The organism is Veillonella intestinalis (genome assembly GCF_943192895.1).
Taxonomy (GTDB): domain Bacteria; phylum Bacillota; class Negativicutes; order Veillonellales; family Veillonellaceae; genus Veillonella_A; species Veillonella_A intestinalis.
Window position 1 is genome coordinate 163,685 of sequence record NZ_CALPCB010000006.1, and the last position, 15,143, is coordinate 178,827.

31 protein-coding genes are annotated in these 15,143 nt (G+C 41.6%); all 31 read right to left on the reverse strand.

Annotated features, from left to right (window positions below; translation table 11 throughout):
- Nucleotides 1-94: 94 nt before the first annotated feature.
- Nucleotides 95-430: a 50S ribosomal protein L17 gene (rplQ, locus tag NFR27_RS06370; protein ID WP_251442954.1), complete on the reverse strand. Its 336-nt coding sequence runs from the start codon at nucleotides 428-430 to the stop codon at nucleotides 95-97.
- Nucleotides 431-442: 12 nt separating this feature from the next.
- Nucleotides 443-1,447, reverse strand: coding sequence for a DNA-directed RNA polymerase subunit alpha (locus tag NFR27_RS06375; protein WP_251442958.1), 1,005 nt, complete (start codon nucleotides 1,445-1,447; stop codon nucleotides 443-445).
- Nucleotides 1,448-1,528: 81 nt separating this feature from the next.
- Complete coding sequence (rpsK, locus tag NFR27_RS06380) at nucleotides 1,529-1,918, reverse strand: 30S ribosomal protein S11 (protein ID WP_115310821.1); 390 nt, start codon at nucleotides 1,916-1,918, stop codon at nucleotides 1,529-1,531.
- Between the two features lie 17 nt (nucleotides 1,919-1,935).
- Nucleotides 1,936-2,304 (reverse strand): 30S ribosomal protein S13, encoded by a 369-nt coding sequence (rpsM, locus tag NFR27_RS06385; protein ID WP_115310820.1) that lies wholly within the window; start codon nucleotides 2,302-2,304, stop codon nucleotides 1,936-1,938.
- A 22-nt stretch (nucleotides 2,305-2,326) separates the two neighbouring features.
- Nucleotides 2,327-2,440 carry a 50S ribosomal protein L36 gene (gene rpmJ, locus NFR27_RS06390; protein WP_006555676.1) on the reverse strand — a complete coding sequence of 38 codons (114 nt, stop codon included), beginning with the start codon at nucleotides 2,438-2,440 and terminating at the stop codon, nucleotides 2,327-2,329.
- A gap of 29 nt (nucleotides 2,441-2,469) precedes the next feature.
- Nucleotides 2,470-2,688, reverse strand: coding sequence for a translation initiation factor IF-1 (infA, locus tag NFR27_RS06395; RefSeq protein WP_005377071.1), 219 nt, complete (start codon nucleotides 2,686-2,688; stop codon nucleotides 2,470-2,472).
- Between the two features lie 21 nt (nucleotides 2,689-2,709).
- Nucleotides 2,710-3,480, reverse strand: a complete 771-nt coding sequence (map, locus tag NFR27_RS06400) for a type I methionyl aminopeptidase (protein WP_251442961.1) — start codon at nucleotides 3,478-3,480, stop codon at nucleotides 2,710-2,712.
- Nucleotides 3,481-3,483: 3 nt separating this feature from the next.
- Complete coding sequence (locus NFR27_RS06405; protein WP_251442963.1) at nucleotides 3,484-4,047, reverse strand: adenylate kinase; 564 nt, start codon at nucleotides 4,045-4,047, stop codon at nucleotides 3,484-3,486.
- 13 nt (nucleotides 4,048-4,060) lie between these two features.
- Nucleotides 4,061-5,323 carry a preprotein translocase subunit SecY gene (gene secY, locus NFR27_RS06410; protein WP_251442977.1) on the reverse strand — a complete coding sequence of 421 codons (1,263 nt, stop codon included), beginning with the start codon at nucleotides 5,321-5,323 and terminating at the stop codon, nucleotides 4,061-4,063.
- A 1-nt stretch (nucleotide 5,324) separates the two neighbouring features.
- Nucleotides 5,325-5,765, reverse strand: coding sequence for a 50S ribosomal protein L15 (gene rplO / locus NFR27_RS06415; RefSeq protein ID WP_251442980.1), 441 nt, complete (start codon nucleotides 5,763-5,765; stop codon nucleotides 5,325-5,327).
- 22 nt (nucleotides 5,766-5,787) lie between these two features.
- Nucleotides 5,788-5,967: a 50S ribosomal protein L30 gene (gene rpmD, locus NFR27_RS06420; RefSeq protein WP_006555671.1), complete on the reverse strand. Its 180-nt coding sequence runs from the start codon at nucleotides 5,965-5,967 to the stop codon at nucleotides 5,788-5,790.
- Between the two features lie 18 nt (nucleotides 5,968-5,985).
- Entirely contained in the window at nucleotides 5,986-6,486 is a 501-nt protein-coding gene (gene rpsE / locus NFR27_RS06425; RefSeq protein WP_115310815.1) for a 30S ribosomal protein S5, read from the reverse strand.
- Nucleotides 6,487-6,504: 18 nt separating this feature from the next.
- A complete protein-coding gene (rplR, locus tag NFR27_RS06430) occupies nucleotides 6,505-6,876 on the reverse strand; it encodes a 50S ribosomal protein L18 (protein WP_443098519.1) in 372 nt (123 codons plus the stop codon).
- 22 nt (nucleotides 6,877-6,898) lie between these two features.
- Nucleotides 6,899-7,444 (reverse strand): 50S ribosomal protein L6, encoded by a 546-nt coding sequence (gene rplF / locus NFR27_RS06435; RefSeq protein WP_115310813.1) that lies wholly within the window; start codon nucleotides 7,442-7,444, stop codon nucleotides 6,899-6,901.
- A 23-nt stretch (nucleotides 7,445-7,467) separates the two neighbouring features.
- Nucleotides 7,468-7,866 carry a 30S ribosomal protein S8 gene (gene rpsH / locus NFR27_RS06440; RefSeq protein WP_115310812.1) on the reverse strand — a complete coding sequence of 133 codons (399 nt, stop codon included), beginning with the start codon at nucleotides 7,864-7,866 and terminating at the stop codon, nucleotides 7,468-7,470.
- Nucleotides 7,867-7,894: 28 nt separating this feature from the next.
- Nucleotides 7,895-8,164: a 30S ribosomal protein S14 gene (rpsN, locus tag NFR27_RS06445; RefSeq protein WP_006555666.1), complete on the reverse strand. Its 270-nt coding sequence runs from the start codon at nucleotides 8,162-8,164 to the stop codon at nucleotides 7,895-7,897.
- Between the two features lie 17 nt (nucleotides 8,165-8,181).
- Entirely contained in the window at nucleotides 8,182-8,721 is a 540-nt protein-coding gene (gene rplE, locus NFR27_RS06450) for a 50S ribosomal protein L5 (RefSeq protein ID WP_115310811.1), read from the reverse strand.
- A gap of 24 nt (nucleotides 8,722-8,745) precedes the next feature.
- The gene (gene rplX, locus NFR27_RS06455) at nucleotides 8,746-9,072 is read right to left on the reverse strand and encodes a 50S ribosomal protein L24 (RefSeq protein WP_251442986.1); all 327 of its coding nucleotides are present in this window, start codon (nucleotides 9,070-9,072) and stop codon (nucleotides 8,746-8,748) included.
- 17 nt (nucleotides 9,073-9,089) lie between these two features.
- Nucleotides 9,090-9,458, reverse strand: coding sequence for a 50S ribosomal protein L14 (rplN, locus tag NFR27_RS06460; RefSeq protein WP_251442989.1), 369 nt, complete (start codon nucleotides 9,456-9,458; stop codon nucleotides 9,090-9,092).
- A gap of 24 nt (nucleotides 9,459-9,482) precedes the next feature.
- Nucleotides 9,483-9,743, reverse strand: a complete 261-nt coding sequence (gene rpsQ / locus NFR27_RS06465) for a 30S ribosomal protein S17 (protein ID WP_277600414.1) — start codon at nucleotides 9,741-9,743, stop codon at nucleotides 9,483-9,485.
- 39 nt (nucleotides 9,744-9,782) lie between these two features.
- The gene (rpmC, locus tag NFR27_RS06470; RefSeq protein WP_115310809.1) at nucleotides 9,783-9,983 is read right to left on the reverse strand and encodes a 50S ribosomal protein L29; all 201 of its coding nucleotides are present in this window, start codon (nucleotides 9,981-9,983) and stop codon (nucleotides 9,783-9,785) included.
- Nucleotides 9,973-10,410, reverse strand: coding sequence for a 50S ribosomal protein L16 (rplP, locus tag NFR27_RS06475; protein ID WP_251442992.1), 438 nt, complete (start codon nucleotides 10,408-10,410; stop codon nucleotides 9,973-9,975). Before rplP ends, rpmC begins: the two co-directional genes overlap by 11 nt.
- Entirely contained in the window at nucleotides 10,410-11,078 is a 669-nt protein-coding gene (gene rpsC / locus NFR27_RS06480; RefSeq protein ID WP_006555659.1) for a 30S ribosomal protein S3, read from the reverse strand. Before rpsC ends, rplP begins: the two co-directional genes overlap by 1 nt.
- A 17-nt stretch (nucleotides 11,079-11,095) precedes the next feature.
- Nucleotides 11,096-11,431 (reverse strand): 50S ribosomal protein L22, encoded by a 336-nt coding sequence (gene rplV, locus NFR27_RS06485; protein WP_115310808.1) that lies wholly within the window; start codon nucleotides 11,429-11,431, stop codon nucleotides 11,096-11,098.
- Nucleotides 11,432-11,449: 18 nt separating this feature from the next.
- Nucleotides 11,450-11,731, reverse strand: coding sequence for a 30S ribosomal protein S19 (rpsS, locus tag NFR27_RS06490; RefSeq protein ID WP_115310807.1), 282 nt, complete (start codon nucleotides 11,729-11,731; stop codon nucleotides 11,450-11,452).
- Between the two features lie 23 nt (nucleotides 11,732-11,754).
- Nucleotides 11,755-12,585 carry a 50S ribosomal protein L2 gene (gene rplB, locus NFR27_RS06495; RefSeq protein WP_006555656.1) on the reverse strand — a complete coding sequence of 277 codons (831 nt, stop codon included), beginning with the start codon at nucleotides 12,583-12,585 and terminating at the stop codon, nucleotides 11,755-11,757.
- Nucleotides 12,586-12,610: 25 nt separating this feature from the next.
- The gene (gene rplW / locus NFR27_RS06500; protein ID WP_006555655.1) at nucleotides 12,611-12,895 is read right to left on the reverse strand and encodes a 50S ribosomal protein L23; all 285 of its coding nucleotides are present in this window, start codon (nucleotides 12,893-12,895) and stop codon (nucleotides 12,611-12,613) included.
- Nucleotides 12,895-13,518 carry a 50S ribosomal protein L4 gene (rplD, locus tag NFR27_RS06505; RefSeq protein WP_251442995.1) on the reverse strand — a complete coding sequence of 208 codons (624 nt, stop codon included), beginning with the start codon at nucleotides 13,516-13,518 and terminating at the stop codon, nucleotides 12,895-12,897. The genes rplW and rplD overlap by 1 nt, the downstream gene beginning before the upstream one ends.
- Nucleotides 13,519-13,541: 23 nt before the next feature.
- A complete protein-coding gene (gene rplC, locus NFR27_RS06510) occupies nucleotides 13,542-14,183 on the reverse strand; it encodes a 50S ribosomal protein L3 (protein ID WP_115310805.1) in 642 nt (213 codons plus the stop codon).
- 15 nt (nucleotides 14,184-14,198) lie between these two features.
- Complete coding sequence (gene rpsJ, locus NFR27_RS06515; RefSeq protein WP_040770779.1) at nucleotides 14,199-14,510, reverse strand: 30S ribosomal protein S10; 312 nt, start codon at nucleotides 14,508-14,510, stop codon at nucleotides 14,199-14,201.
- Between the two features lie 168 nt (nucleotides 14,511-14,678).
- Nucleotides 14,679-15,143: EF-Tu C-terminal domain-related protein (locus tag NFR27_RS06520; RefSeq protein ID WP_251454729.1), on the reverse strand; the 465-nt coding region annotated here is incomplete at its 5' end.

Genomic DNA, 15,143 nt, shown 5'->3' on the forward strand with positions numbered 1-15,143 from the left:
CCTTTATTTTTATAGTATCAATGCCACTATATTTCAGTATAACATGAAAAAAGCGGTGTTGCTAACATCTGTTGCAACACCGACTTCCTAATTACTAAACGAGCTCAATAATTGCTAATGGAGCTGCATCGCCTTTACGAAGGCCAGTTTTAATCACACGAGTGTAACCGCCTTGACGATCAGCATATTTTGGAGCAATTTCGTCAAATAATTTCTTAACTACATCTTCATCCATAAGATATGCAAGTACCTGACGACGAGCGTGAAGATCACCGCGTTTTGCAAGAGTGATCATCTGGTCAGCTAAACCACGAAGTTCTTTAGCTTTAGCTTCAGTCGTTTCAATACGATCATACTGGAAGAAAGATGTTAACATACCGCGGAATAATGCTTTACGAGCAGAGCTGTCACGGCCTAATTTTCTATACATTAGTCATCCTCCTTATTCGCCTTTTTTCTTCAAGTAAAATGGTCCCAATGGATGATTTTGAAGTTTTTCTTCAATTTCATCAATGGATTTTTTACCTAAATTACGTACCTTACCTAAATCATCCATGCTCTTATCCAAGAGGTCCGCAATTGTATTAATGCTTGCGCGTTTTAAACAATTATATGCACGAACAGATAATTCTAAATCGTCGATAAGGATTTTGGATGGACCATCATCAGGTTCGTCACCAGCTGGTAACGCATCTGCAGCAGGGCCATCAGTATCATCTACTCCAGGAACAATAAATTCCTCAGCAGAATGTGCTAATTTAGTGAAGTTCTTTAAGTAACCAATCATAATGTTGGCAGAACGTGCTACAGCTTCAGCGGCCGTAATAGAACCATTGGTAACTACTTCAAGAGTAAGTTTATCAAAGTCCATTTCGTTGCCTACGCGCACATCACTTACTTCATATTTTGCTCGAAGAATAGGAGAGAAAATAGAGTCGATAGGAATTCGACCAATTACATCATCATCCTTTTTATTCTTCGTGGATGGCACATAACCTTTACCACGTTCAATGCGCACATCCATTACTAGATGAGCTACCTCATCCATCGTAGCAATTACGAGGTCAGGATTTAAAATTTCTACCTCAGGTGGGAAATTTCGTCCAAATTCACCAGCAGTTAACACACCTTCTTTTTGAATATCAATATGAAGATCCAAAGGAAGCTGTGCTTCGCTATCTAAGCGAAGGCATAACTGTTTGAGGTTAAGAATTATATCCGTTACGTCCTCACGAATACCAGGAATGGTAGAAAATTCATGAAGCACTCCATCAATCTTAATGGAAGTAATGGCCGCTCCATCTAAAGACGAAAGCAGAATTCGACGTAAGCTATTGCCGAGCGTAATCCCGTAGCCACGATCTAATGGTTCACAGACGAATTTACCATAACGACCGTCATCGCGTACTTCAACTTTCTCGATTTTTAATTTCTTTTCTTCGCTCATCAGGACAATCCTCCTATTAAACACGCCTTTCATCTATAGTATATCATAGCGACCGCTCCAAGCGATCGCTTAAACTATAAATTATACACGACGACGTTTTGGAGGACGGCAACCATTGTGAGGAATTGGAGTAACGTCTTTAATGCTGTTAACTTCAAGACCTGCAGCTTGCAATGCACGGATTGCAGCTTCACGACCAGAGCCTGGACCTTTTACGAATACTTCAACCTGACGTAAGCCATGTTCCATAGCAGCTTTAGCAGCTTGTTCAGCAGCCATTTGAGCCGCAAATGGAGTGCTCTTACGGGAGCCACGGAATCCAAGACCACCAGCGGAGGCCCAGGAAAGGGCATTACCGTTTGTATCAGTAATTGTTACGATAGTGTTATTAAATGTGGAACGGATATGAGCCGCACCAGATTCAACGTGTTTCTTTTCTTTTCTTTTGCTTCTTACTACCTTTTTAGCCACGCTTTATCCCTCCTTTATTATTTCTTCTTCCCAGCAATTGCTTTTCTAGGACCCTTACGAGTACGAGCATTTGTCTTAGTGCGTTGACCGCGTAAAGGCAATCCCGCACGATGACGTTTCCCGCGATAGGAGTTGATTTCAATTAAGCGCTTAATGTTAAGTGCTTCTTCACGACGAAGGTCACCTTCAACCTTGTACTCTTCATCAAGAAGAGCACGGATTTTCGCAACTTCATCTTCAGTAAGGTCACGAACGCGAGTATCTGGATTGATACCTGTTTTTTCCAAAATTTCTTTGGACAAAGTAAGTCCGATACCATAAATATAAGTCAAACCAATTTCCACACGTTTGTCACGTGGTAAATCTACACCGGCTATACGTGCCATCTATTCATCCACCTCCTATCAATTATCCTTGTTTTTGTTTATGTTTCGGGTTTTCGCAAATTACCATTACACGGCCTTTACGTTTAATGATTTTGCATTTTTCGCATATCTTTTTAACTGATGGTCTAACCTTCATAAGTACCTCCTTTGTGTCGCTGCCGCTTACTATTTAAAACGGTAGGTAATACGACCACGATTTAAGTCATATGGTGTCAGTTCCATAGTAACTTTATCACCGGGAAGGATACGAATAAAATTCATACGCATTTTGCCTGACACATGAGCAAGTACCACATGACCATTTTCAAGTTCTACCTGAAACATGGCATTTGGTAAAGCTTCAACGACCGTACCTTCCACTTCAATAACGTCTTCTTTTGACATATCATTTCCTCCGGCTACTGGTTATTTTATCAACCTGGGTTCATCACGCATGGTCAAAATTTCAGGGCCGTTTTCAGTAACAACCACTGTATGTTCAAAGTGAGCCGCTGGTTTGCCATCACGGGTGACAGCTGTCCAGTCATCACCGAGAACTTGCACTTCGTAAGTACCCATAGTAATCATTGGCTCAATACAAAGCACCATACCCGGCTTTAAAAGAGGGCCATGCCCAGCCGGACCGTAATTTGGAATTTGTGGATCTTCATGCATTTCACGACCAAGACCATGACCAACAAAGTCACGTACCACTCCAAATCCGAATTTTTCACAATACGTCTGAACAGCATGAGAGATATCTCCCACTCTGTTCCCGACAACAGCTTGTTCAATACCTTTAAACAAGCTTTCTTCTGTCACTTTGAGAAGTTTCATAACCTGAGGTTTGACCTTCCCAATAGGAATGGTTACACAGGAATCCCCATGATACCCATTTACTGAAGACACAAGGTCAATGCTAATAATATCACCATTCTTCAGTTTGCGATGAGCATTGGGAATACCATGTACCACTTCATCATTGATAGAAGCGCAAATTGTTGCAGGATACCCATAGTAACCTTTGCAGCTTGGTTCACCACCATGGCTGCGAATATATTCTTCGGCAAATTGATCTAATTCCAAGGTGCTAACACCTGGTTTAGCTACTGCAATAAGCTGTTGCAATGTTTCAGCGGTAAGCTTACATGCCTGACGGATATACTCAATTTCATGTTCCGATTTCAAAATAATCATTGATTATTTCTCCAACGCGTTAATGATATCTGTAAATACTGTATCCACATCCTGTAATCCGTTGATTTCTACATATAAACCACTGTTACGATAGTAATCAATCAAAGGCTTTGTAGATTCGTCGTATACAGCAAGACGTTTCTGTACTGTTTCCGGTTTATCATCGTCACGATTTTCAAGACGTGCTCGTTCGCTGATGCGTCGAACTAATTCATCATTTGGAACATTGAGGTTCACAACTGCATCAAGAACAATTCCCATTTCTTTTAATATAGCATCTAATGATACTGCTTGGGCGGTTGTACGAGGGAAACCATCAAGAATGAAGCCATTTTTGCAATCATCTTTAGCAAGGCGTTCACGTACAATTCCCACCGTAACACTATCCGGTACGAGCTGACCAGCATCCATGTATTTCTTAGCCTCAAGACCAAGAGGGGTACATTCCTTAACCGCAGCGCGGAACATATCACCGGTTGAAATCTGAGGAATACCATATTTATCAATTAAACGAGTTGCCTGAGTGCCTTTACCTGCACCGGGAGGTCCCATTAACAAAATATACATAGCAATTTTCCTCCTATTTAACAAAGCCCTTGTAGTGACGTGTTAATACTAATGATTCAACTTGCTGCATTGTATCCAATGCTACGCCAACTACGATAAGTAGAGCTGTACCACCAAAATACACACCTTCAATGCCTGTAATACCACCAATAAAGTTTGGTAAAATAGCAACTAATGCTAAGAACATAGCACCAGCGAAGGTAATGCGTGTCATTACGCGATCTACATAATCAGCAGTAGGTTTACCTGGGCGAATGCCTGGGATAAATCCACCGTATTTTTTCATATTATCTGCCATATCCGTAATGTTAATTGAGATTGCTGTATAGAAGTAAGTAAATATGAAAATCAATACAGCGTATAAAATAGTCTGCAATGGAGTTCCCCATGTAAAGTAGTTAGCTAGTGTTCTCACCCAGTCAACCTGCACAAACTGAGCTAACGTCACAGGAAACATCAAAACGGATGACGCAAAGATAATTGGAATAACACCTGCCTGGTTGACCTTAAGAGGAAGGAAGGTTGAATGGCCACCGTACATTTTACGACCGACTACGCGTTTAGCATATTGAATCGGAATACGACGTTGACCTTGAGTTACCGCAATTACAAAGACAATCATTGCAATGGCGATAATAGCAAATAATATAGCTTGGAAAATATTAATTGTTCCTACTTGTAGGTATTCGTAAATTGTGCTAAACCCTTCTGGGAAACGCGCTACGATACCAGCAAAGATGATAAGAGAAATACCATTACCAATGCCATATGCTGTAATTTGCTCACCAATCCACATGAGAAGACATGTCCCAGCGGTTAAGATGATAGCAATTACAATTACCGATAAGAAACTGTTGTCAATTAATGCACTATTGGCACGTAACGCATAGGCCATACCGAAAGCTTGGACAAAACCAAGAACAACCGTACCATATCGCGTTACTTTGGCAATTTTCTTACGTCCATCTTCACCATCTTTACTCCATTGTTCAAAGGTCGGAATCACCGCTGTTAACAGCTGCATAATAATCGACGCATTGATGTATGGGGTAATACTCATGGCAAAAATGGAAAATTTACTTAAGGCACCACCGGCAAACAAGTCGAGTAAACCGAACAAGCCACCAGAGGTAAATAAGCTTTCAATAACAGAGGCATCTACGCCAGGAACTGGGATGTGAACGCCTGCCCTGAACACGATAAACATGAGTAACGTATACGCCACTTTGTTACGGAGCTCTGTTATTTTAAAGATGTTCGAGAGGCCTTCTAGCACCCTAGATCACCTCTACTTTTCCGCCTGCTGCTACAATCTTTTCTTCGGCAGTTTTAGTAAAACCGTTAGCAATAACTGTTAATTTCTTTTCTAACGTACCATTACCTAGGATACGGATACCGTCACGAACGTTTTTCAAAATGCCTACTTCGATAAGAGCTACTGGATCAACGGTAGCACCGTCTTCGAAACGGTTAAGTTGGGAAATGTTAACTTCCGCGTATTCTTTAGCGAACACATTATTGAAACCACGTTTTGGTAAACGGCGATAAAGAGGCATCTGGCCACCTTCGAAGCCAGAGCGTACGCCACCACCACTACGGGAGTTTTGACCTTTCTGACCACGGCCAGAGGTTTTACCAAGACCGGAACCAAGACCACGACCACGACGAGTGCGAGTCTTTTTAGAACCTGCTGCTGGAGCTAATTCATGAAGTTTCATTCAGTGCACCTCCTTATCTATATTATACTTCTTCTACAGTAACTAAATGTCTAACTTTGTGAAGCATACCCTGAATCTGAGGTGTAACTTCTTTAACTACCTGAGAGTTAGTTTTCTTTAAGCCAAGAGCTTTTACAGTTGCGCGCTGATCTTCAGGGCGACCGATTAAGCTTCTGGTCAATGTAATTTTTACCTGTGCCATTACAGTCAATCCCCCTTATTAGCCGTAAATCTCAGCTACAGTTTTACCACGAAGAGCTGCTACGTCTTCGGCACGTTTTAACTGTGCTAAGCCTTCAATTGTTGCGCGAACCATGTTGTTAGGGTTAGAAGAACCAATGGATTTCGTAAGGATGTTACGAACACCAACTAATTCTAAAACGGCACGCACTGGGCCACCTGCGATAACCCCAGTACCTTCTGCAGCTGGTTTCAAGAATACGCGGCCTGCACCGAACGTACCTGTAACACTGTGAGGAATAGTACCATTTTTAATAACAACATGAATAAGATTTTTCTTAGCATCATCAATGCCTTTGCGAATTGCTTCTGGCACTTCTGCCGCTTTACCTAAGCCAACGCCTACGTGACCGTTGCCATCACCAACAACAACTAAAGCGCTGAAGGAAAAACGACGACCGCCTTTTACTACTTTGGCTACGCGGTTGATGAATACTACTCTTTCTTTAAGATCAAGACTGGTGTAGTCAATTCTCGCCATGTCTAAAGTTCCTCCTTCTTAGAATTTCAAGCCTGCTTCACGAGCGCCTTCTGCAAGGGCTGCGACACGACCATGATAAATGTAACCACCGCGATCGAATACTACTGTTTCGATACCTTTTTCGATAGCACGTTTAGCAACTAATTCGCCAACAGCTTTAGCTGCGGTTACGTTGCCACCATAGTTCAAGTTTAATTCTTTATCTAATGAGCTAGCTGCTACTAAAGTTGTACCAGCTACGTCATCAATAACCTGAGCGTAAATGTTGCTAAGGCTACGGAATACGTTCAAACGTGGAGTTTGCGCCGTACCAGAAATGTGACGACGAATACGAAGATGACGTTTTGCTCGAGCAATATTTCTTGTGGATTTACGAGCCAAGATGTTCACTCCTTTCTAAATTCTACTGATATTATTTGCCTTTAGCGCCAGCTTTACCAGCTTTACGACGAACTACTTCGCCTTCGTAACGGATACCTTTACCTTTGTAAGGTTCTGGTTCTCTCCATTTACGGATATTAGCAGCTACAGCACCAACCACTTCTTTGTCCGCACCACTAACGATAATTTTGTTAGGAGCTGGAACATCGATGGTAATACCAGCAGGAGCTTCCATTTCTACTGGATGAGAGAAGCCAAGAGTAAGAACTAATTTGTTACCTTGTTTTGCCGCTCTGTAACCAACACCGTTGATTTCCAATGTTTTTGCAAAGCCATCATGAACGCCTGTTACCAAGTTAGCAACAAGAGCGCGAGTGAGGCCATGTAAAGAACGATGCGCTTTATCTTCGCTCGGACGAGCTACTGTGATTGTGTTACCTTCCACAGTAATAATCATATCCGGATGCAATTCACGAGATAATTCACCTTTTGGACCTTTAACAGTCATTACATGATTTTCGTAATTTACTGTAACGCCAGCAGGAATCTCGATAGGCATTCTACCGATACGTGACATTATTTCTACCTCCTATTGCCTGATTACCATACGTATGCAAGTACTTCGCCACCAAGGCCTTCTTTACGAGCTTGTTTATCACTCATTACACCTTTAGATGTAGAAATAACTGCAATACCTAAACCACCTAGTACGCGAGGGAGTTCTTCCTTCTTCGCATAAACACGTAAACCTGGTTTGGAAATACGTTTAATTCCAGTAATTACTTTTTCATTATTGGAACCATATTTTAATGTTACTTTTAAAACTGTATGTTTGCCGCTTTCAACGGTTTCAACGCTCTTTACAAATCCTTCTTCTTTAAGGATTTCTAGAACGGCAGCCTTCATGCGAGAAACAGGAATTTCAACTGTTTCGTGAAGAGCAGCATTTGCATTACGGATGCGCGTAAGCATATCCGCAATCGGATCGGTCATTACCATATTCTAAAAACCTCCTCCCGTAATCCAATTACCAACTGGCTTTTTTAACGCCAGGAATCTGTCCTTTGTATGCAAGTTCACGGAACGCAATACGGCTAATACCGAATTTACGCATGTAGCCATGAGGGCGACCGGTTAAGTTGCAACGATTATGTAAACGAGTTGGGGAAGCATTTGCTGGCAATTGAGCCAATGCTTCGTAGTCGCCAGCAGCTTTTAAAGCTTCACGCTTAGCAGCATATTTAGCAACAATCTTTGCACGTTTCTTTTCGCGTTCAATCATAGATTTTTTAGCCATCTATAAGTTCCTCCTAATTATTTTTCAAACGGCATGCCACAAAGAGCCAATAACTCACGAGCTTCTTCATCAGTTTTTGCGCTAGTAACTACGATGATATCCATACCAGTTACGCGTTCTACCTGATCATATTCGATTTCAGGGAAGATGAGCTGTTCTTTAAGACCCAATGCATAGTTACCACGGCCATCAAAAGCCTTAGCACTTACGCCGCGGAAGTCACGTACACGTGGCAACGCTACGTTGATCAATTTATCCAAGAACTCATACATGCGTTCGCCGCGAAGAGTTACTTTAGTACCTAAAGACATACCTTCACGAACTTTAAAGTTAGCAATGGATTTTTTAGCTTTAGTGATAACTGGTTTCTGACCAGCGATGATAGTGAGGTCGTTAACAGCAGCTTCTAATGCTTTAGCATTGCCTACTGCATCGCCTACACCAATATTGATAACGACTTTTTCCAATTTAGGAATTTCCATTACGTTTTTGTACTGGAATTTTTCCTGTAAAGCCTGACGAATTTCACTAGTATATTTTTCGTTTAAACGAGACATTAGTTAAAAGCCCTCCTTTCCCTATTATTTATCAAGTACGGCACCACTTTTAACAGTAGCACGTACAAATTTACCATTTTGTTCTACTTTCTTAATACGAGTAGGCTGTTTAGTTTCAGGGTCAATTACCATTACGTTGGAAACATGGATAGGAGCTTCCTTAGTGATGATGCCGCCCTGAGGATTAGCCTGGCTTGGTTTCGTATGGCGTTTAACAAGGTTAATGCCTTTTACGAACACGCGCGATTTTTTAGGCTCAGTTGCAATAACTTCACCCTGTTTGCCTTTATCTCGACCGGAGATAACAACAACAGTATCGCCTTTTTTTACTAGAAGTTTAGTTTGGGACATCGTCGCGTTCCTCCTTCTTATAAAACTTCTGGAGCAAGAGAGATAATCTTCATGAAGTCTTTTTCACGAAGCTCACGAGCTACAGGTCCAAAAATACGAGTGCCACGAGGGCTCTTGTCATCTTTAATTACTACTGCTGCATTTTCGTCGAAACAAATATAAGAACCGTCCTGACGACGGATACCTTTCTTAGAACGAACAATTACGGCTTTAACTACGTCGCCTTTCTTGACAACGCCACCGGGTGATGCATCTTTTACAGAAGCAACGATTACGTCACCGATATTGCCGAATTTGCGATAAGAACCGCCCAAAACTTGAATACACATAATACGTTTTGCGCCAGTGTTATCGGCAACATTCAAAATTGTTTGTTGCTGGATCATCGTGTTTCCTCCTTACATCACGTATTATTTTACTTTCTCAATAATTTCAACCAATCTCCAATGTTTATCTTTGGAAAGTGGACGAGTTTCTACAATTTTAACTGTATCGCCAATTTGGCACTCATTGTTTTCATCATGAGCTTTGAAGCGTTTGCTTGTTACCATTGGCTTATTATATAATGCGTGCGGCACTTTACGTTCAACAGACACAACGATGGTTTTGTCCATTTTGTTACTTACAACTTTGCCTACACGTACTTTACGTACATTTCTTTCTTCTGCCACGACCGTTAGCCTCCTTTTCAATCCAAACAAAATTTGTTATTATGCGTTTTCTTTAAGAGCAGCTTCACGCTGAATTGTTTTAATACGCGCAATAGTTTTCTTAACTTCACGAATACGCATTGGATTTTCTAATTGACCAGTTGCGAGCTGAAAACGGAGGTTAAACAACTCTTCTTTAAGGCCGGAAACTTTTTGTTCCATTTCGGCAGCGCTCATGTTACGGATGTCATTAACCTTCATTTACGTCACCACCCAATTCTTTACCCTTAACAACGAACTTAGTTTTGATTGGAAGTTTATGACCTGCCAATCGCATAGCTTCACGAGCTACTTCTTCAGATACGCCGTTCATTTCGAACATTACGCGACCTGGTTTTACTACAGCTACCCAATATTCTGGGGAACCTTTACCGGAACCCATACGAGTACCAGCTGGTTTAGCAGTGATTGGTTTGTCTGGGAAAATTTTAATCCAAACTTTACCACCACGTTTGATATAACGAGTCATAGCAATACGAGCAGCTTCGATCTGACGGTTTGTGATCCAAGATGGCTCTAATGCTACTAAACCGAATTCACCGTGAGCAACTTTGTTACCACGCATTGCGCGACCTTTCATACGACCGCGGAATTGTTTACGATGTTTTACGCGCTTTGGAATAAGCATTAGTTGTCACCTTCTTCCTTTTTAGCAGGTGCTTGTTTTGCCTCCGGCAATACTTCACCTTTGTAGATCCATACTTTGATGCCGATACAACCATATGTTGTATGAGCTTCAGCAGTACCATAGTCGATGTTTGCACGAAGTGTATGCAATGGAATACTACCTTCACGGTAAGATTCGCTACGAGCGATTTCAGCGCCGCCTAAACGACCACTAACCATGATTTTAATACCTTTTGCACCTAAGCGCATTGTGCGACCTACGGCTTGTTTCATAGCACGGCGGAAACCAATACGGCGTTCCAACTGGCTAGCAATATTTTCAGCAACTAATACGGAATCCATATCAGCTTGTTTAATTTCAGCAATGTTTACATCGATTTGTTTATCTGTGAAACGTTTTAACGCTTTACGGATATCTTCGATACCAGCACCACCACGACCGATTACCATACCTGGTTTTGCAGTGTGGATAGTTAATTTAATACGTTTATTAATACGCTCAATTTCAATGCGGGAAATACCAGCAATGAAAAGGGTTTTCTTCAAGAAGTTACGAATTAAAACGTCTTCGTGAAGATTTGCAGCGTAATCTTTATCAGCATACCATTTTGCGTCCCAATCTTTTACGATACCAACACGCAAACCATGGGGATTAACTTTCTGACCCACTATATTCCCTCCTTCTATTAAGCTCTTTCAGAAACTACTACAGTTACGTGGCTAGAACGTTTCAAAATTTTGAAAGCCTGTCCACGGGAACGAGGATGAATGCGTTTCATTGTTGGACCCTGATCAACAAAGATACCGGATACATAAAGATTGTCAACATTCATATCAAAATTGTGTTCTGCGTTAGCGATTGCGGAACGCAATACTTTTTCTACTACATCAGCGCCAACTTTCGGAGTGAACTTCAAGATGGCAAATGCTTCGCCGATATTCTTGCCACGCACTAAGTCAGCAACAATACGGATTTTACGAGGCGCGATGCGCACGTGTTTAGCGATTGCTTTTGCTTCCATTATCTAATTCCTCCTATATTATTTCTTACCAGTTGTTTTTTCGTTCTTAATGTGACCTTTGAAGGTACGTGTTGGAGCGAATTCGCCAAGTTTGTGACCTACCATATCCTCTGTAATGAATACAGGTACATGTTTGCGACCATCATGCACAGCAATTGTATGGCCTACAAAGTTAGGAATAATAGTAGAGGCACGAGACCAGGTTTTTACAACTTTCTTATCATTTGTTTCGTTTAAGGCATCAATTTTCTTCACAAGCGAAGCTGCGACGAAAGGGCCTTTTTTTATAGATCTGGACACTGTCTTATCTCCTTCCTGTTATCCTATTTTGTACGACGTTTAACAATTAAGCTGCTAGAAGCTTTTTTCTTGTCGCGAGTTTTAACACCATGTGCAGGTTTACCCCAAGGTGTAACTGGATGTTTACGACCAACTGGAGATTTACCTTCACCACCACCGTGTGGATGGTCACAAGGGTTCATTACAACACCACGGTTGCCTGGACGAACGCCCATCCAACGATGGCGACCAGCTTTACCGATTGTGATGTTTTCATGATCGATGTTACCAACAACACCTACAGTTGCACGGCAGTTGATATGCACACGACGAAGCTCACCGGATGGTAAACGAAGTAATGCATAGGAACCTTCTTTAGCCATAAGCTGTGCGGATGTACCAGCAGAGCGAACAATCTGACCACCTTTACCAATTTTCATTTCAATATTGTGTACTTGAGTACCCAATGGAATGTTAAGTAATGGTAAGCAGTTGCCTGGCTTAATGTCGGATTCAGGACCGCTATATACAGTGTCGCCCACTTTCAAGCCATGTGGAGCAAGAATGTAGCGTTTTTCACCATCTGCATAGTTAAGTAACGCAATACGAGCACTACGGTTAGGATCGTATTCAATAGAAGCTACTTTTGCAGGAATATTATCTTTAGTACGTTTGAAGTCAATAATACGGTACTGACGCTTGTGACCGCCACCTTGGTGACGTACAGTCATTTTACCGGTGTTATTACGACCGCCTGTCTGAGAAACCTTAGCGAGCAAAGATTTTTCTGGTTTGCTTGCAGTGATTTCAGTGAAGGCAGATACTGTCATAAACCGACGACCAGCGGAGTACGGTTTGAATGATTTAATTGCCATTATGGGGCCTCCTTACTAGACTATCTTAAACACCTTCAAAGAATTCAATGGATTCGCCAGCCTTTAAAGTTACGATAGCTTTTTTGTAATCGCTACGTTTACCTTGTGTACGGCCCATGCGTTTTACTTTACCAAGAACTCGAATGGTAGCAACTTTTTCTACCTGAACATTGAAGATTTTTTCTACAGCTTGACGAATCTGCACTTTGTTAGCAGTCAAAGGCACACGGAATGTGTATTTACCTTCTTCCATAAGCAATGTAGTTTTTTCAGTAATAATCGGACGAATAAGAACATCGCGTAATTCCATTATGCGAGCACCTCCTCAATCTTTGCTACGGCACCTTCGGTAATGAAGAGCTTATCGTAGTGGAGAAGATCGAAAATGTTCATGCCTTCACATGCCAAAGCTTTAACGCCTTGAATGTTACGAGCAGAACGTTCTACATTAATATCACCTTCGGTGATAAATAATACTTTAGCATCACCTACGTTGAAGTTATTAAGAATGTTTAATACTTCTTTAGTTTTAGGAGCTGCTAAGGTTAATTCGTCCAATACGATTAATTCGTTGTTGTTTACTTTATCGCTAAGCGCAGATTTAACTGCAAGACGTCTAGCTTTACGAGGCATTGCCTTGTAGTAGCTACGAGGTTGTGGACCAAATACGGTACCACCACCAACCCATAATGGGCTACGAGTGGAGCCTACGCGAGCACGGCCAGTACCTTTTTGTTTCCAAGGTTTACGACCACCGCCACGAACAAGACCTCTCGTTTTTGTTGCGTGAGTGCCAAGACGTTCGTTAGATAACTGACGAACTACGGCTTGATGCATAACAGCTTCGTTAACTTCCACTGCAAATACTGCATCATTTAACTGTATTTCACCGACTTTAGCGCCGGACATATTGTATTTTGTTACTGTTGGCATTAGAGATCCTCCTTTCGACAATGTTATTTAACAGGTTTCACCGTGTTGCGAACCATTACTAGGCTGCCTTTAGCGCCTGGGATGCCACCTTTAACTAAAAGTAAGTTACGGTCTGCATCAACTTTAACCACAGATAAGCGCTGTACGGTAACTCTGCCGCCACCCATTTGTCCAGGGAGTTTCTTGCCTTTGTATACCTTACCGCCACCACCGGAGATCATAGGACCGATGGAACCAGGTTCACGATGAGATTTGGAACCGTGAGTTACAGGACCACGATGGAAATTGTGGCGCTTAATAGTGCCCGCAAAACCCTTACCTTTACCTGTACCTACAACATCAACCAACTCACCTTCTGCGAAGATATCAGCTGCCAGAGTTTGGCCCACTGTGTAATCAGTTGCTTCAGCAAGGCGAAGTTCGCGAAGATATTTAACTGGTGCTACACCGGCTTTTTCGAACTGGCCTTTTACAGGTTTAGTTAAATGTTTTTCTTTAATGGAGCCATAACCTAGCTGTACTGCATTGTAACCGTCAGATTCAACAGTTTTAACACGCACTACTACGCTTGGGGTTGCTTCCACTACAGTGACAGGAACTAACTTACCTTCAGCAGTGAAGATTTGAGTCATTCCTAACTTTTTACCCAAAATAGCTTTAGACATAATCGCACCTCCTTATTATAATTTTATTTCAATAGATACACCAGCTGGTAATTCTAAACGAGTGATAGCATCTACTGTTTTCGCATTTGATTCAAGAATATCGATTAAACGTTTATGTGTACGCATTTCGAATTGTTCACGAGAGTCTTTATTAACATGTGGTGAACGTAAAATTGTAAAAATGTTTTTTTCTGTTGGCAATGGAATTGGACCAGATACTAACGCACCATTACGTTTTGCTGTGTCAACAATTTTTGCCGCGCTCTGATCAAGAGCTTTGTGATCGTATGATTTTAAACGAATACGAATTTTTTGCTGTTTTGCCATGAATACTTCCTCCTGTCGTCCATTTCATGAATGAACTGCTCCATAGAAATTCTCCTCCGCAGAGGCAACCTTCTATATCATAGTTTAAAAACACAACACAAGAGCGGCACTCACATGCCGCTCTGCGCTGCACAAAGTATAGGTTTGACCTACTACTTTAAAGACTTATTAGCCTTCAACAATTTCAGTAACAACACCAGCACCTACTGTGTGGCCACCTTCGCGGATAGCGAAACGAAGACCAGCTTCAATAGCGATTGGTGTAATTAATTCGATGCTCATAGTGATGTTATCACCAGGCATACACATTTCAGTACCTTCTGGAAGTTCAATAACGCCCGTTACGTCTGTTGTACGGAAGTAGAACTGTGGACGGTAGTTGGAGAAGAATGGAGTATGACGGCCACCTTCTTCTTTAGTTAATACGTAAACTTCACCTTTAAATTTAGTGTGTGGGTGAATGGAACCTGGTTTAGCTAATACTTGACCACGTTCGATGTCTTTGCGGTCAACACCACGAAGAAGTGCACCAACGTTGTCACCAGCTACTGCGGAATCCAAAGTTTTACGGAACATTTCAAGACCAGTTACTACATAGCTTTCAGCTTTTTCTTTAAGACCAACGATTTCAAC

Excerpts from the sequence above, each read along its gene's own strand:
- rplQ (WP_251442954.1), bottom strand. The coding sequence starts at position 430 with ATGTATAGAAAATTAGGCCGTGACAGCTCTGCTCGTAAAGCATTATTC.
- NFR27_RS06375 (WP_251442958.1), bottom strand. The coding sequence starts at position 1,447 with ATGAGCGAAGAAAAGAAATTAAAAATCGAGAAAGTTGAAGTACGCGAT.
- rpsM (WP_115310820.1), bottom strand. The coding sequence starts at position 2,304 with ATGGCACGTATAGCCGGTGTAGATTTACCACGTGACAAACGTGTGGAA.
- rpmJ (WP_006555676.1), bottom strand. The coding sequence starts at position 2,440 with ATGAAGGTTAGACCATCAGTTAAAAAGATATGCGAAAAATGCAAAATC.
- infA (WP_005377071.1), bottom strand. The coding sequence starts at position 2,688 with ATGTCAAAAGAAGACGTTATTGAAGTGGAAGGTACGGTCGTTGAAGCT.
- map (WP_251442961.1), bottom strand. The coding sequence starts at position 3,480 with ATGATTATTTTGAAATCGGAACATGAAATTGAGTATATCCGTCAGGCA.
- NFR27_RS06405 (WP_251442963.1), bottom strand. The coding sequence starts at position 4,047 with ATGTATATTTTGTTAATGGGACCTCCCGGTGCAGGTAAAGGCACTCAG.
- rplO (WP_251442980.1), bottom strand. The coding sequence starts at position 5,765 with ATGAAACTTCATGAATTAGCTCCAGCAGCAGGTTCTAAAAAGACTCGC.
- rpmD (WP_006555671.1), bottom strand. The coding sequence starts at position 5,967 with ATGGCACAGGTAAAAATTACATTGACCAGAAGCTTAATCGGTCGCCCT.
- rpsE (WP_115310815.1), bottom strand. The coding sequence starts at position 6,486 with ATGGCGAGAATTGACTACACCAGTCTTGATCTTAAAGAAAGAGTAGTA.
- rplF (WP_115310813.1), bottom strand. The coding sequence starts at position 7,444 with ATGTCACGTATCGGTAGAATGCCTATCGAGATTCCTGCTGGCGTTACA.
- rpsH (WP_115310812.1), bottom strand. The coding sequence starts at position 7,866 with ATGGTAATGACCGATCCGATTGCGGATATGCTTACGCGCATCCGTAAT.
- rpsN (WP_006555666.1), bottom strand. The coding sequence starts at position 8,164 with ATGGCTAAAAAATCTATGATTGAACGCGAAAAGAAACGTGCAAAGATT.
- rplE (WP_115310811.1), bottom strand. The coding sequence starts at position 8,721 with ATGTCTCGTTTAAACGAAAAATATACTAGTGAAATTCGTCAGGCTTTA.
- rplX (WP_251442986.1), bottom strand. The coding sequence starts at position 9,072 with ATGTCCCAAACTAAACTTCTAGTAAAAAAAGGCGATACTGTTGTTGTT.
- rplN (WP_251442989.1), bottom strand. The coding sequence starts at position 9,458 with ATGATCCAGCAACAAACAATTTTGAATGTTGCCGATAACACTGGCGCA.
- rpmC (WP_115310809.1), bottom strand. The coding sequence starts at position 9,983 with ATGAAGGTTAATGACATCCGTAACATGAGCGCTGCCGAAATGGAACAA.
- rplP (WP_251442992.1), bottom strand. The coding sequence starts at position 10,410 with ATGCTTATTCCAAAGCGCGTAAAACATCGTAAACAATTCCGCGGTCGT.
- rplV (WP_115310808.1), bottom strand. The coding sequence starts at position 11,431 with ATGGAAGCAAAAGCAATCGCTAAACACGTGCGCATCGCGCCTCGTAAA.
- rplB (WP_006555656.1), bottom strand. The coding sequence starts at position 12,585 with ATGGCAATTAAATCATTCAAACCGTACTCCGCTGGTCGTCGGTTTATG.
- rplW (WP_006555655.1), bottom strand. The coding sequence starts at position 12,895 with ATGGAATTACGCGATGTTCTTATTCGTCCGATTATTACTGAAAAAACT.
- rplD (WP_251442995.1), bottom strand. The coding sequence starts at position 13,518 with ATGCCAACAGTAACAAAATACAATATGTCCGGCGCTAAAGTCGGTGAA.
- rplC (WP_115310805.1), bottom strand. The coding sequence starts at position 14,183 with ATGTCTAAAGCTATTTTGGGTAAAAAGTTAGGAATGACTCAAATCTTC.
- rpsJ (WP_040770779.1), bottom strand. The coding sequence starts at position 14,510 with ATGGCAAAACAGCAAAAAATTCGTATTCGTTTAAAATCATACGATCAC.